The sequence below is a fragment of the Paenibacillus cisolokensis genome, assembly GCF_018403665.1.
Classification (GTDB): Bacteria; Bacillota; Bacilli; order Paenibacillales; family Paenibacillaceae; genus Paenibacillus_AH; species Paenibacillus_AH cisolokensis.
This window is the reverse complement of sequence record NZ_BOVJ01000112.1, coordinates 1-14239: the sequence shown is the minus strand read 5'-3', so window position 1 is coordinate 14239 and position 14239 is coordinate 1. Positions and strand designations below refer to the sequence as shown.

General features: G+C 55.1%; 10 protein-coding genes and 1 pseudogene. All 11 read left to right on the top strand.

The genetic code is table 11. The annotated features are described in order from the left end of the window. On the top strand, positions 1–3561 hold a 3561-nt coding region (locus PACILC2_RS15725; RefSeq protein ID WP_307860609.1), incomplete at its 5' end, for a DUF5704 domain-containing protein. A 24-nt stretch (positions 3562–3585) separates the two neighbouring features. After that, positions 3586–4083: a hypothetical protein gene (locus tag PACILC2_RS15720; RefSeq protein WP_213529395.1), complete on the top strand. Its 498-nt coding sequence runs from the start codon at positions 3586–3588 to the stop codon at positions 4081–4083. Beyond that, complete coding sequence (locus PACILC2_RS15715) at positions 4080–4256, top strand: hypothetical protein (RefSeq protein WP_213529394.1); 177 nt, start codon at positions 4080–4082, stop codon at positions 4254–4256. Before PACILC2_RS15720 ends, PACILC2_RS15715 begins: the two co-directional genes overlap by 4 nt. 32 nt (positions 4257–4288) lie before the next feature. Then, a complete protein-coding gene (locus PACILC2_RS15710) occupies positions 4289–4729 on the top strand; it encodes a hypothetical protein (protein ID WP_213529393.1) in 441 nt (146 codons plus the stop codon). Positions 4730–4750: 21 nt separating this feature from the next. Then, positions 4751–5017: a helix-turn-helix domain-containing protein gene (locus PACILC2_RS15705; protein ID WP_110843986.1), complete on the top strand. Its 267-nt coding sequence runs from the start codon at positions 4751–4753 to the stop codon at positions 5015–5017. Positions 5018–5116: 99 nt separating this feature from the next. Next, positions 5117–6226 (top strand): hypothetical protein, encoded by a 1110-nt coding sequence (locus PACILC2_RS29760; RefSeq protein WP_443678853.1) that lies wholly within the window; start codon positions 5117–5119, stop codon positions 6224–6226. A 431-nt stretch (positions 6227–6657) separates the two neighbouring features. Continuing rightward, positions 6658–10721: pseudogene (locus PACILC2_RS15690) on the top strand (helicase-like domain-containing protein); the annotation flags it as partial. 24 nt (positions 10722–10745) lie between these two features. Continuing rightward, the gene (locus PACILC2_RS15685) at positions 10746–12308 is read left to right on the top strand and encodes a helicase-related protein (protein ID WP_213529396.1); all 1563 of its coding nucleotides are present in this window, start codon (positions 10746–10748) and stop codon (positions 12306–12308) included. Between the two features lie 181 nt (positions 12309–12489). Beyond that, on the top strand, positions 12490–12774 hold the full coding sequence (locus PACILC2_RS15680; RefSeq protein WP_213529390.1) for a hypothetical protein: 285 nt from the start codon (positions 12490–12492) through the stop codon (positions 12772–12774). Positions 12775–12823: 49 nt separating this feature from the next. After that, positions 12824–13774, top strand: a complete 951-nt coding sequence (locus tag PACILC2_RS15675; protein WP_213529389.1) for a DUF3991 and TOPRIM domain-containing protein — start codon at positions 12824–12826, stop codon at positions 13772–13774. 164 nt (positions 13775–13938) lie between these two features. Next, positions 13939–14229: a type II toxin-antitoxin system Phd/YefM family antitoxin gene (locus PACILC2_RS15670; RefSeq protein WP_041052551.1), complete on the top strand. Its 291-nt coding sequence runs from the start codon at positions 13939–13941 to the stop codon at positions 14227–14229. Positions 14230–14239: the final 10 nt, after the last annotated feature.

Here is a 14239-nt window from a genome sequence, read left to right as displayed (position 1 = left end):
TTTTTGGATCAGCAAGTACGGCAAGTAGGACAGGAACCGAATCCGCCCATCCCCGGCCAGCCTGTCACGACCTATTACGAAGTCAGCGAGGCGCTCGTCACGGAAGGCATGTGGAAAGCGGGCATGGGCGACATCAAAGACAACGACGACTTATATTTGTATGCCATCATGGTGTCTATCGACGGAAACGGCAACGTGCGCAAAGGGCCCTTTTATACGCTGGACGAGATCAAGAGGGCCGAACCTTGGGCGCATCCGGACGACTTGGACGATTATTTCGGCATTCATGTGCCCTATCGAAGCGCGGAATTTCCGGTCGATGTGATTGCGAAAACCGTAGGCGGCAAAGTCATTCAAAATCCGGAAGTTACGTTTCAAAAGGGCAAGTACAAAGTCGGAGAAACGATCAATCATGAATTTCCCGAAACAATTGAGGACAATGGAAAAACGTATACGATCGTTCGCTCCTATTTATCGCCCAAGCAGGACCCGACGCGGAAAGACTGGCTGCAAGAAAATCCCGAAACGAATCCGAAGGTGCGAATGCGAAGCTTTACGGTGCATCTGGGCGGAACGGACGCGGTTGCCGAATATGCGGAGAACAATCCGGTGAAGGCCATCTATCAAAAAGAAGACGGCACCAAACTCAAAGAAGTGGACAAAGGCGTTTTCGCTACCGGGGATGAGGCGAATCATACGTTTGAAGGACAAATCACTTCCGGCGGTCAGACGTATGAAATCATCCGCTCTTACATTACGAACAATAACAAACCCGACGAAAAGCTATTCATTCAGGAAAAAGGAGACGCGAAGCTCCGGGAACGATCTATCCTGGTCGGATCGGGCGGTTCCAATTTCGTAGGCATTTATAAAATCCCCTCTCCGGTTACGGTGACATCCCGAATCGAAGCGCCGGACAATGTCGCTTCCTCAGTCACGACGGTGGACGGGGATTTTGTTTTTGAAGCCAAGTCGCAGAAGTCGTTGAAATCCTATGAGATCACCAGCATCGAGAACGCAACATTGGCCGTGCCTAGTGACAAATCCGGAGCGCTCAGCGGACTGACGGCCAGCAAGTCGCTACCGATCAAAATTCCGTTCGCTTCCGGCTCCAGCGTGACCGTCAAAATAACGGTCATCGTGAAAGATACGGACGGGAATACCGGAGACTCCACTTCGGATCATACAGTACGGAAAGGAGACGGTGGCGGGGAACCGCAGCCTGGCGCTTCCCAGCAGGCCGAAGTGATGGAGCCAAGCGTTTCAGCCGTCATTCAGGCGGATTCGCGCGGCGCAGAAAAATTTGATGTGCTGCAAGGCATTCCGACTTCAGAGAGCCTGTATGTGAACGCCTTAGCCAAATCGTACTTGTATCGCAACACGTTCACGGAAACGACCGGCACGAAGCAATACCCGATTCAGGTGAGCAAAACGTACACCCTCACCTGGACGGAGACGCATCCCGGCCCGCCCGATGCAGATGGGAATCCGACGACCATTACCGTTCCGCGTTCAGATACACAGACGGTCACCAAAAACTATTCGATTGAACGCAAGTACAGCTTCTGGACGATTCAAAATCTCGAAGTGTACGGCATTCAAAAGGCGACGGTCTCCAATTATGCGCTTCCTTCGGGAACGGTTACGCTGGAGCCGAATGGCTATGCGCCGCCAACCGTTTCCGCTGCGCATGATGCGTCGCTCAGCGCGCATATTACCGATCCGGTCTATACGAATGTGACGCTTCCCGGGCAAACAATTTCCGGCGGTTCCAGCCGTCCTCCTGTTCCGAATGAGGACTGGAGGTCAACTGCAGAAAGCGCCATCGGCAAGATCAAGGTGAAAAACGACTCGTTCGTTTTTAACGGAAATACAATCATGGACAACCGGACCGTCGAGGAAAAAGCGCCGACGCCGGGGGCGATACCGGCCCCGCCGATGGTCGGGCAAGATGTGCTGTATAGCTCAGGCTATGTCATTGACGCTTCCAAAACGAACAAAGCGAATCAACCGAGCACCGGCACTATCTTTTATACGCTGGTCAAGGGCATTGGCGGCGGGGAAAACAAGAGCTATCCGATCGGCGGCATCAATCCGGTGACGGTGCATACGCCTGTCGTCAATTGGGCGTCCGTATCCGACGACCAGGCGCATAATCAGAAAACGCAGCCAACCGCCGGACGTGCTGCGCTCATTCTGGACCGGCCCTTTACCGTAACGATTCCGACAAGCGGCCCGCACAAGGACATCAAGGGCTACGGCAATCGGGATTATGCCAAGTATATGAGGGACAAGCAGGTACGCTTTCCGTTCGATGTGTACAAAGCGGATCGTACGACGTTCGTCCCCAAGGACACGTGGGTGTCCATCCCGGTCGGCCAGTTGCAGACGACCTTCTACTTGCCCGTTTGGGTGGACGAGGGCCATTACGACGTGTTATTCCGAACGTTTGCCGAGAACAGCCCGGCTACCTTCACGTCCCAAATGAATGCCAACCTGGACTTGTCCAACCATGTGGCTGCGCAAGCGGTTCCAGTGGAAGTGATCGGACGTCTCTATGATTTCCGCATCACCGACATTGCCGATTTTGCATGGGAATCGGTGTTCCGCACCCAAAAGGGCAGCGCGACGCCGACAGGAAACGCCTATTGGGTCGGAACGAAAGGCATTGACGGCGCACCGCGCGGCAATACCCCACCTTACGTGCTGCCGGTACGGCAAGGCAGTCATCCCGAGAGCGGCAAGAAAAACGTAGCGGTCAAAACGGGTTACCATTTCAAATTCGAAGTCATGACGAAAGGCAACATGTTCGGCTCGGGCGACGGCATCCTCATTACACCGACGTTTTATTTTGTGGACAGCAAGGGGAAGAACAGGCAAGAAGTCGATCTGTACTATCATTCAGGCAGTCGGCGGTTTATTCGTATCGGCTCCAGCGACGATGCGGAGAAACGTTATGTGACGCTCGACGCTCGCCTGCGCAATGTGCCGAAGCAGGAGTTGACCGACACCGCCGCAACGCTTTGGTCGCTAAACGGTTCGCCCGGAGACAGGCAGACGTTTATCGATCAATATGTAAAGGATGCGCAGAAGCCGACCTATGTGGGCGGCTACGATATCATGCTGCTGCCGCCTCAGCTTCGGACGTTTGTCGGAAGCACGCAGGTGCCCTCCGGCATCGGTGCGGCCCGCGCCAACGCTTCGGTTCAGCGATGGCGGGGGGACTACAGTTTGCCCGCCGCGCCGTACGTGGTGCCGAAAGGCTTCAATCTGGCCGAGTACGGCCGCACGCACCGGCTGGACGACCATGCGCCCGTATTTCTAAAGGATGGGTATATCATCGTCAATTTCAACATCGAAACGATCCGCGATCAAGACTTGAACCATCCGCATCTGCAATACAAAAACGCGCCGCTGGACAATCAGTGGCGGATGGAAGGGTTTCAGCGCAGCTTCGTCGATCCATACGGGGCAACGTTCTCCCTGCTGGACGGCGACGTCGTCTTTTATCATGCCAATTTGTCCAGCTACGACGACTTTGGGACGGGAGGCACCCATTAAATTCACCAGACGGGAGGGATAAACATGTTGGAAAAGCTGCAAAGTGCCGCGCCAGAGGATACGGCTTATTTTTATTCCGCTTCTGCCGCAGAGGAGATCGAACGTGGCTGCATCGGCCACCTGCGCGGCGATTTTGGGCGGTCGGGCGAGGAGTTCTGGGTAACCTGGTTTCCCCGGCGCTCTCCCTTTGAAACGACTGCTTTTAAAGAAGAATTGGGTAAGGTCTTTCAAGCTATCGGCGATCAGAAGGTGCTGAAAAGCCGCCAGCATATGTTACGATTTTGCAGCGAGCATCCGGAGGCGCGCATCGGCGGTGCTTGGAGCACGGATGTATACGGGTTTTGCATGCAAACGCAGGATCACCGCTACTATTTGCGCTGCTTTCCCTTTGCCGGGGATTACAACTTTTACTTGTACTGCTATGCCCGGCCGGAGCGCTTGGTGGAGCAGCAACAGCAAGCGCCTTCCACGCCTGCCGCACAGAAGAAAAAACGGAAACGCAACGATAGGAGGACGCAATGAACGATCTCACTCGTTATCGGCTGCTGGACGGAGCCTCGCTTCCGCTTGCGGCCAAGCTGGTGTACTGCTATTTACCGGATTTGGCGGGCGGAAAAAACAGCCGCGTGTGGCTTTCCTCCCGTCGGCTTGTGGCAGATATCGAACTTTCCCCTTCTATGTGTGTCGCAACCTAGAGCGAACACCTACCAGCCGGGAGGAAAAGAATATGCTGGAAAGACTGCAAACGGCCGTGTCGGAGGACGCGGCCTATTTTTATTCCGCTTCGATAAAGAAGGATACGGAACGGGGTTGCATCGGGCATCTGCGCGGTTATTTTGGCAGCAGCGGCGAGACGTTCTGGGCAAACTGGTTCGAGCATTTGCCAGCGCTAAAAACGCCGGCTTTCCGGGCGGAACTGGATGCGGTTGTGCGGGCATTGACGGAGCAGGGATGGCTTCAAAGCCGCAGCCGAATGCATCAACTTTGCCTGTTGCATCCGGAGGCCCGATTATCGGGGGCGTGGCATTCCGGCGTATACGGCTTTTGTTTTCAAACAGAGCGCCATCGGTACTACCTGCGTTGTTTCCCGCATGCGGGAGACTACAATTTCTATCTGTACTGCTACATCCGGCCGGATCGTTTGTCGGAACGGTCGCCGGAGCGTTAGCGTCTGCTGAGGAGGAAGCCTATGAACGATCTCACCAGGTATAAACTGCTGGCCGGAGCGAAGGTCCCTCCTGCCGCAAAGCTATTGTACAGCTACCTGATGGACCGCGCGGGCGGGCGGCACGGCTGCGTCTTGTTGTCCGGCAAAAAGCTGGCTTTGGAGGTGGGTCTCTCTCCTTCCACTGTCCGCCGAAATCTGCATCGCCTGCAACTTATTGGACTCATTCGGATTACGGCCCGTTATTCGGAGGAAGGCATTCGCCTCACCAATCAAATCACATTTCGGTAAGGGAGGCGCTCTCGTGACAGCCAAGTTGCAGCGCATCGTCGAACTGGCTGCCGGCACGGCTCGCACGGTAACGAATCAGCCTGAGCGGTGGGCGGATTTTTGCGGACGGCGGCCTGGAACTATAAATATCCGTTTCAGGATCAACTGTTGATCTACGCCCAACGTCCGGACGCAACGGCCTGCGCGCCGATTGACGTCTGGAACAAGCGGCTGGATCGCTGGGTGAAACGCGGCGCAAAAGGGATTGCCCTGATTGAAGACCGAGGCAACCACCTGGGCCTGCGCCATGTGTTTGACGTATCGGATACCCAAAGCAGACGCCAGCCGCAGGTGTCGCTTTGGCGGTTGCAGGACAGCGACACGGCTCATGTGATCGAAACGCTGGAAAATGCGTTCGGAGCGCCGGACGAGAGCGAACGGCGTGCGGATCTGCCTGCCGCGTTGCTCGCTGCTGCGCGGAATGCGGTGGATGACAACAGCGCCGATTATGTGGCGGAGTTGATGAAAGAGCGGGAGAACAGTTTGCTTGAGGACCTGGACGTTCCGCATGTGGAATTGTTGTTCAAACAAGCGTCTGAAAAAGCCGTCGCTTATATGGCCTTAACCCGCTGCGAGTTGAATCCCGAACTTTACATTAGCACCGAGGATTTGTCTTCCATTGGTTATTTCAATACGCTTCCAGCATTATCCCATTTGGGCGCAGCGATCAGCGATGTGTCCGAGATGATGCTGCGGGAAATTGAATCGACCGTCCGGGCGCTGCGCCGGGAGGCACAACGTGCAAATGAGGGTCAGTCGCTTCATACCCTTGCAAGACCCGATTCCTTGCCGCACAATGAAGCTACCCTGCAAGAAAGGAAGGATGAACATGGAACTGACGTACACGCCGCAAGGGGATTATCTGCTGCCCAACCTGACGCTGAGCGAAGCGGAGACGACCATCGGGAAGTACGGGATGATGCGCAAGACGTTCCTGAAAACCGAGCGGAAGGGCATGTACGCCCATCTGATGTTGTCGGGGCAGTTGAACCAACATCTGGCGGAAGTCGACCGGACAGCGCGGGAGCAGATCGACCGGACGATGCAGGAGCTGCTCGCGTCTCACCGGCGCCGGACAAGACGAGCGATCCGCTGGCCTGGACGGGACACATGAACAACCTGAAGCAGCAGGCGGAGGAACAGATTCTCGCGGAACTGATTTATCATTAAAATGGTTTGATCGGGAAACGGAGGACCGAAGTCTTCCGTTTTTCATGACCATGCCATCATCAATGACATGCTCCGAGCCGCGCCGCTGCGGGAGAGCAAGTCGGACATTGCAGCGTTTTCCTTGCTCATGAGGATGAGCGCGAGCGTAAGTTGTATGTGCGCGGTTTGTTTCCGGCAGGCATCACCGAACTGACGCTGGATGAAGGCGTACGAGCAGGATTTGAACCGTATCGCAACGTTTTGCATCTGTGGACGGGGACGGCGGAGGAACGAACGGCGCAAAGCTTTTACGATTGGGGTGTCATCGCCGGGCATATCGCCAGCATGATGCTGTTAAACGAATTTGACTTGTCGCGAAAGTCAGAACCATCCATCGAGCAACAGACGCTGTGGATGGAACAAGCGGAGGACGCAAAAGCCTCCGCTTTTTCATGCCGCAAGCGGTCATTGACGCCATTTTGCAAAACGGCAGCGGTTTTGAGAACGGCAAGTATCGCATTGCGCTGCATTTCCAGCAGTCGCTGTCCGCACAGGAGAACGCCGATTTTCTGAAACGGGAATACGGAACCGGCGGGCGCCTTCCCGCGCTGATCGGCACGGATATTCACATGAATTATGACAGCAAAGGCATCACGCTGACCCGCGGCTCGATCCTAAACCCGGATACGCAGGTGGTGCTGCCGTGGATGAAGGTGCAGAAACGTATCGGCGAACTGCTGGCAGCGGGACGTTACTTGAACCGGCAGGAAGCCGAGCGGTTTCCTGCCTTTGCGGAGCAGCAGGAGGAAAAGCGGCGGGAGCAAATGGCGGATTTGGCCAGGTCCGATGTGCCGCAGCCGGATGTATTGCCCTCGGAGGGGTTTTCCCACCCGGAAGCGCAAGCGGAACCGGAACACACGCCGGTGAATCGGGAACGGGCGCGCTATGGTTATGACGCAGGCAGCACGGTCTGGATCGGTGCGGACGAATATGAAGTTGTGCAGCTGGAGGAACGAACAGTGGTGCTGCAAGACCGTCAGTTCCCGCTCTTCATCAAAGCATTGAATCGCCGGGATTTTGAGCGAATGCTGCGCGAAAACCCGCTGAACGATCATCTGATTACCGGAGAACAGGAGTCGGAACGGACTGACGAAGCGGCATGGGAAACAGCGGAAGATGCGGTTTTACCGGAAGAGCCGGTGACGGAGGGGCCAGAGCCCATATCGCAGCCAGACACTTCCCTTTCCCCTGATCGTGCGGCCGGCCGCGCCGCGCCAGCCCGCCCGTCTGTCCCGGCTGTCAATTACCGGATTACGGATGATGAGTTGGGGCATGGCGGCGCAAAAACGAAGTTCAAATGGAACATGGAAGCGATTCGGCTGCTGAACAAGCTGGAGCAGGAGCAGCGGCAAGCGACAGCGGACGAGCAGGCGGTGCTGGCCCGCTATGTCGGATGGGGCGGTATTCCGCAGGCGTTTGACGAAGCGAACACGCAGTGGGCAACCGAATATGCGGAACTGAAAAATGTGCTGGAGCCGGATGAATATGCTTCCGCTCGCGCGTCAACGCTGAATGCCCATTATACGTCTGTGACCGTCATCAAGGCGATGTACGACTGTCTAGAATCGATGGGCTTTCGCAGCGGCAATATTTTGGAGCCGTCCTGTGGCATCGGCAATTTCTTCGGTCTGGTGCCGGAGTCGTTCCAAGGCTCGCGGCTGTTTGGCGTGGAACTGGACAGCATTACCGGCCGGATTGCCAGGCAGCTATACCCGCAGGCGTCGATCGCGGTCAGCGGTTATGAACAGACGAATTTGCCGGACAGCTTCTTTGATCTCGCCATCGGGAACGTGCCGTTCGGCGGTTATGGCGTGGCGGATAAACGTTACGACAAGCACAAGTTTCTCATCCATGATTACTTTTTCGCCAAGACACTGGACAAAGTGCGTCCGGGCGGCATCATCGCTTTTATTACATCCAAAGGAACAATGGACAAGCAAAACCCTTCGGTTCGCAAATATATTGCGGAACGCGCCGAACTGCTCGGAGCGGTGCGTCTGCCGAGCAATGCGTTTCTGGCCAATGCCGGAACCGAAGTAACCGCCGACATTATCTTTTTGCAGAAACGGGATCGCATGGTCGCCGTCAGCGAGCAAACCGAAGCATGGCTATCCCTTTCCGAGACAGCGGACGGTGTTCCGGTGAATCGTTATTTCGCGGAACATCCCGATATGGTGCTGGGCACCATGGTTTTTGACGACCGGATGTACGGCAACCGCCAGGAAACGTCCTGCAAGCCATTCCCGGACGCCAATCTGGATGAACTGCTGCGCGAAGCGTTGTCGGGCATCCATGCCGAATGGGCGGAGCTGGAACGGGAAGACCAGCCGGAGGAAGAAGAGCCCTCCCTCCCTGCTGATCCGACTGTGCGCAATTTCAGCTTTGCGTTGGTGGACGGACAAATCTACTATCGGGAGAACAGCCGAATGCGGCGTGTGGACACTTCGGCTACGGCGGCAGGCCGCATCAAGGGAATGATTCAGCTGCGAGACACCGTGCGCGAGCTGATCGAGTACCAAACCGAAGACTATAGCGATGAGATGATAGAGCAGCAACAGCGAAAGCTGAATGCGCAGTATGACCGGTTTACGGCGCACTACGGCCTGATCAACAGCCGCGCCAACAGCCTTGCTTTTTCGGACGACAGTTCCTACTTTCTTCTTTGCTCGCTGGAAATCATCGACGAGGAAGGACGGCTGCTGCGCAAGGCGGATATGTTCACCAAACGCACCATCCGTCAGAGAATCCACGTTGAACAAGTAGATACTGCTTCGGAGGCGCTTGCGGTTTCCATCGGCGCAAAGGCCCGTGTCGATTTGCCGTATATGGCGCAGCTAACCGGCATGACGGAAGATCAGCTGATTAAGGAGCTACGCGGCGTCATCTTCCCCAATCCCGAAAATCTGAACGAGGAAGGAAAGCCGATCTATGAAACCGCGGATGCGTACCTGTCCGGCAATGTGCGGGAGAAGCTGCGTGTGGCCAGACAGTTTGCCGCATACGATGCCGAACGTTACGGCGAAAACGTCAAAGCGCTTGAAGCGGTGCAGCCGAAAGACCTGGACGCCTCCGAAATTGATGTCCGTTTGGGCGCAACTTGGCTGCCGTCGGAAGACATTCGGCAATTTCTGTTTGAGCTGGTGGACACGCCGTCGATGTACCAGACCTACATCAATGTCATGTATTCCGAATATACGGCTGCCTGGAACGTCAAAGGCAAAAGCGATGACCGCAGCAACAATATCAAGGCGAACGTCACGTACGGCACCAACCGCGTTAATGCGTATAAAATTCTTGAAGATACGCTGAATTTGCGGGACGTGCGCGTATTTGACACCGCGTATGAGGACGGCGTGGAAAAGCGTGTGCTGAACAAACAGGAAACGGCCATCGCCCAGCAAAAGCAGGAGATGATGAAAGAAGCGTTCCGCGACTGGATATGGAAAGACCCGCAGCGGCGCGAACGGCTGACCAGGCTGTACAATGACCGGTTCAATGCCATCCGTCCTCGCGAATACGACGGAAGTCATATCCGATTCACCGGGATGAACCCGGAAATCCGGCTCCGCCGGCACCAGGTCAATGCGGTTGCCCGGGCGCTGTACGGCGGCAACTCCCTTTTCGCGCATTGTGTCGGCGCAGGAAAAACGTTCGCGATGACCGCCGCAGCGATGGAGAGCAAGCATTTGGGACTGTGCAACAAGAGCATGCTGGTCGTTCCGAACCATCTGACCGAACAGTGGGCGGCGGAGTTTTTGCAACTGTATCCGTCGGCGAATATTCTGGTGGCGACCAAAAAGGACTTTGAAACGAAAACCGCAAAACGTTTTGTGCGCGGATCGCTACCGGCGATTATGATGCGATCATCATCGGCCATTCGCAGTTTGAGAAAATTCCGATTTCAACAGAGCGGCAGCGACAGCAACTGTACGAGCAGATTTCGGAAATTACAAGCGGCATCCGGGAACTCAAGGAAGCCAGAGGCGAACGCTATGCGATCAAACAGCTTGAAAAAACGAAAAAGACGCTGCAGACCAAGCTGGAGAAGCTGAACGACACGAGCCGGAAGGATGATGTCGTGACCTTTGAGGAATTGGGCGTAGACCGTCTATTCGTGGACGAAGCCGACTCGTACAAAAACCTGTTTCTTTATACGAAAATGCGCAATGTGGCCGGACTGTCGCAAACCGAAGCGCAAAAGTCGTCGGACATGTTTGCCAAATGCCGCTATCTGGACGAACTGACCGGAGGCCGGGGCATCATCTTTGCGACGGGCACGCCGATCTCCAACTCCATCACCGAGATGTACACGATGCAGCGCTATTTGCAATACGAGCGGCTCAAGCGGCAGGGATTGCAGCATTTTGACGCTTGGGCTTCGACATTTGGCGAAACCGTCACCGCGATCGAGCTTGCGCCGGAAGGAACGGGCTATCGGGCGAAAACCCGGTTTGCCCGTTTTTACAATTTGCCGGAACTGATGAATATGTTCAAGGAAGTGGCCGATATCCAGACGGCTGACATGCTCCAGCTTCCCGTGCCGAAAGCCCACTTCCATAATGTGGCCGTGCCGCCGAGCGACTTTCAGCGCGATATGGTCGCGGATCTTGCCCGCCGCGCCGAGCGGGTGCGGGCGAAGGAAGTAGAGCCGCATGAGGACAATATGCTGACGATCACCAATGACGGACGCAAACTGGCGCTCGATCAGCGGCTGGCGAATCCCCTGCTTCCTGACGACGAAGGCAGCAAGGTCAGCGCCTGCGCGGATAACGTTTACCGGTATTGGGCGGAACATCAGGAGCAGCGTTTGACCCAGTTGGTGTTCTGCGATTTGTCCATTCCGAAACAGGATGGTGCCTTCAATGTGTACGACGAGTTGCGGCGCAAGCTGATGGAGAAAGGTGTTCCTGCCGAGGAAATCGCCTATATTCACGACGCCAATACCGAGGTCAAGAAAAAGGAACTGTTCGCCAAAGTACGCAGTGGCCAAGTTCGGATACTGCTCGGATCGACGTTCAAGATGGGCGCAGGCACGAACGTGCAAACGAAGCTGATTGCCCTTCACGACCTTGACTGCCCCTGGCGTCCGCGCGATTTGGAGCAGCGCAGCGGGCGCATTATCCGGCAAGGCAACCAGAACAGCGAGGTGCATATTTTTCGCTATGTGACGGAGAACACGTTCGACGCGTACCTTTATCAAACGCTGGAAAACAAGCAGCGCTTCATTTCGCAGATCATGACCAGCAAGTCTCCGGTCCGTTCCGCCGAGGATATCGATGAGACGGCGCTCTCCTATGCCGAAGTGAAGGCGCTGGCGACCGGCAACCCGTACATCAAGGAGAAAATGGACCTGGACATCCAGGTATCCAAACTGAAGCTGCTCAAAGCCAACCATTTAAGCCAGCGCTATGCGCTGGAGGACCGCCTGCTCAAAATGTTGCCGCAGCAAATCAAGTCTACGGAGGAACGGATCGCCGGCTATGAACAGGACGTTGCTTTGTATACACGATCTTTGGCATCCGAGGCGGATGGGGCAGATAAATTCCCCGGCATGACGGTCAAAGATTACACCTACTCGGAGAGGGCGGCAGCGGGCGCGGCTTTGCTGGACGCTTGCAAGGGCATGACGTCGCCCGATCCGCAAGCAGCGGGAAGCTATCTTGGCTTTTCCTTGTGGCTGTCCTTTGACAGCTTCCATAAGGAATACAAGGTTACGCTGCGCGGCGCGCTCGCTCATACGGTGACGCTCGGAGCGGATGCGGGCGGCAACATAAGCCGCATCAACAATGCCTTGTCCGACTTGCCTGTAAAGCTGGAGCATGCCCGTGAGCAGCTTGCCACCTTGCGGCAGCAAATGGAAACGGCGAAGGAACAAATCGCGGCTCCATTTGAGAAGGAGCAGGAACTGCAAACGAAAGCGGCGCGGCTTGCGGAATTGAATGCGCTGCTCAACATGGACAAACGGGAACACGAAGCCGTGGACAGCGTGCCTGATGATGAACCGGAAGCGCCGGAACGGCGGGTGGTGGGCCGTGAGCGATAACGGTCTGACACCGTCGTTCCTACCCCTGAAAGGGAACTTCTTGCTGACCATTACGGAAAAGAACATGGTATCGGTGCGAGCATTTCACAGATCGAAGATATGCCCGTCCGTTAAAGGTAAAATCACATGATGAATTGGACTCCAGCTTCGGGGTCCTTTTCTTATTTCCGGAGGAATGAACATGTTGTATGCCATCCCAAGCGGCGGATGCTTTTGTCCGATTTTGCCGCCTTTTGGTTACGGAACCGGCTTGATCGAGGAGGGAGAAACCGTGCCATCGTTGGAGTTGATATCCAAAGAGAAGAACGGATTTGGCGACACGTATTATTACATCCGCGACTCAAACGGGGTGACCAGTCAAGTTCATGAAGGCGATTTAGACTCATTCATGAAAAAGAAAGGCGTTACGAAGTTGAAGGAAGGCAGAGCTTATACGTACCCCAAAAAGAGGGGTAAGGCACGATGAACCATATACCCATCGGACGCTGCCTGGATTTCCAAAAGGAGCTGCGGCAATGAGCTATGTAAACAAGGAACAGATCGAACGTGCCAAAAGACTGGACCTGCTCACATATTTGCATATGCACGAGCCGGCAGAACTGGTCCGATGCTCCCGCAATGTCTACACCACCCGGACACACGACAGCTTGAAAATTTCCAACGGCAAATGGTACTGGTGGTCAAGGGGGATCGGCGGACGCTCGGCGCTGGACTATTTGATCAAAGTGCGGGGCATGTCTTTTCCCGATGCGGTGCTGCAAATTGAAGGCGTTCATCCGGGCAGCGCACCTGCATTTTCGCAATCTTTGCAACAACGCTCATCTCCAGCGCGGTTTGAGCTTCCCGAACCGAATCATACATCGCATCGCGTCATGGCCTATCTCAGCAAACGTGGTATCCATCGCACGTTGATCGACTACTGTCTCGAAACGGGGCGCTTGTATGAAAGCCGACGCTATCACAACGCGGTATTCGTCGGATTTGACCAGGAAGGGACGCCGCGCTATGCGGCGATACGCGGTACGACAAGCACCCGTTATATGGGGGAAGCCGTTGGCAGCGACAAGCGGTATTCGTTTTCCATTCCGGCCTCGACAAACAGTACGGAACTGCATCTGTTTGAGAGCGCTATTGATCTCTTATCCTACTGTACACTGGAACATCTCGCCGGCCGGGATTGGCGGCAGGCGCATAAGCTGTCGCTGGCCGGAATATACAGGCCCAGGACAAATGGGGAGGACTCTACTCCTCCGTCTGCCCTAACGCATTACTTGAAGTGCTTTCCCCAAGTAAATCGACTTGTTCTGCACCTGGATAATGATGAGCCGGGGCGATTGGCGGCAGCCACGATACAGAGGCTCCTCTCCCCCACCCTTCTCATATCCGATGAGCCGCCTAAGTTCGGAAAGGATGTAAACAACGAATTGATGGAATTCCGACGAAGACGCGGTGAACCATCCCGATAGCGGTAGACGCTGAACGGTTGGTGTCTTTTCTTTTGGGTTACGGAAAATTTTCGCAGCATGTGGATAAGATGTGAATAGATTGAGGATAAGCGCAACCGCATTGATTGTATAGCATGTAATAGGTATAATAAAATCAATATACAGCTATGCAAGGAGTGACCAAGATGATTATCAAGCCTTCCGCCAGTATCCGGCAAAACTATAATGAAATCGCCGATCTATGCAAATCGTCCGGGGAACCGGTTTATCTGACCAAGAACGGTGAAGGCGATCTCGTCGTGATGGACATTGAGACGTTTTCCCGTCGCGAGAAGATGTTAAAGCTGCGCGAAGAACTGCTCGCTGTGCAAGAGGATCGTTTGGCGGGCCGTGCTGGTGTGACGCCGGATGAACTGGACGCTTACCTGGAGGGCATTATTGACGAGGTTCAGCATGGAAAAGATGCCCCGATATAAGATCGTCGTT

Bases quoted from the DNA above. Each gene is read 5' to 3' on its own strand.
- PACILC2_RS15705 (WP_110843986.1), top strand. From the start codon at position 4,751: ATGAACGATCTCACCAGGTATAAACTGCTGGCCGGAGCGAAGGTCCCT.
- PACILC2_RS15715 (WP_213529394.1), top strand. From the start codon at position 4,080: ATGAACGATCTCACTCGTTATCGGCTGCTGGACGGAGCCTCGCTTCCG.
- PACILC2_RS15710 (WP_213529393.1), top strand. From the start codon at position 4,289: ATGCTGGAAAGACTGCAAACGGCCGTGTCGGAGGACGCGGCCTATTTT.
- PACILC2_RS15685 (WP_213529396.1), top strand. From the start codon at position 10,746: ATGAATATGTTCAAGGAAGTGGCCGATATCCAGACGGCTGACATGCTC.
- PACILC2_RS15675 (WP_213529389.1), top strand. From the start codon at position 12,824: ATGAGCTATGTAAACAAGGAACAGATCGAACGTGCCAAAAGACTGGAC.
- PACILC2_RS15680 (WP_213529390.1), top strand. From the start codon at position 12,490: ATGTTGTATGCCATCCCAAGCGGCGGATGCTTTTGTCCGATTTTGCCG.
- PACILC2_RS15720 (WP_213529395.1), top strand. From the start codon at position 3,586: ATGTTGGAAAAGCTGCAAAGTGCCGCGCCAGAGGATACGGCTTATTTT.
- PACILC2_RS15670 (WP_041052551.1), top strand. From the start codon at position 13,939: ATGATTATCAAGCCTTCCGCCAGTATCCGGCAAAACTATAATGAAATC.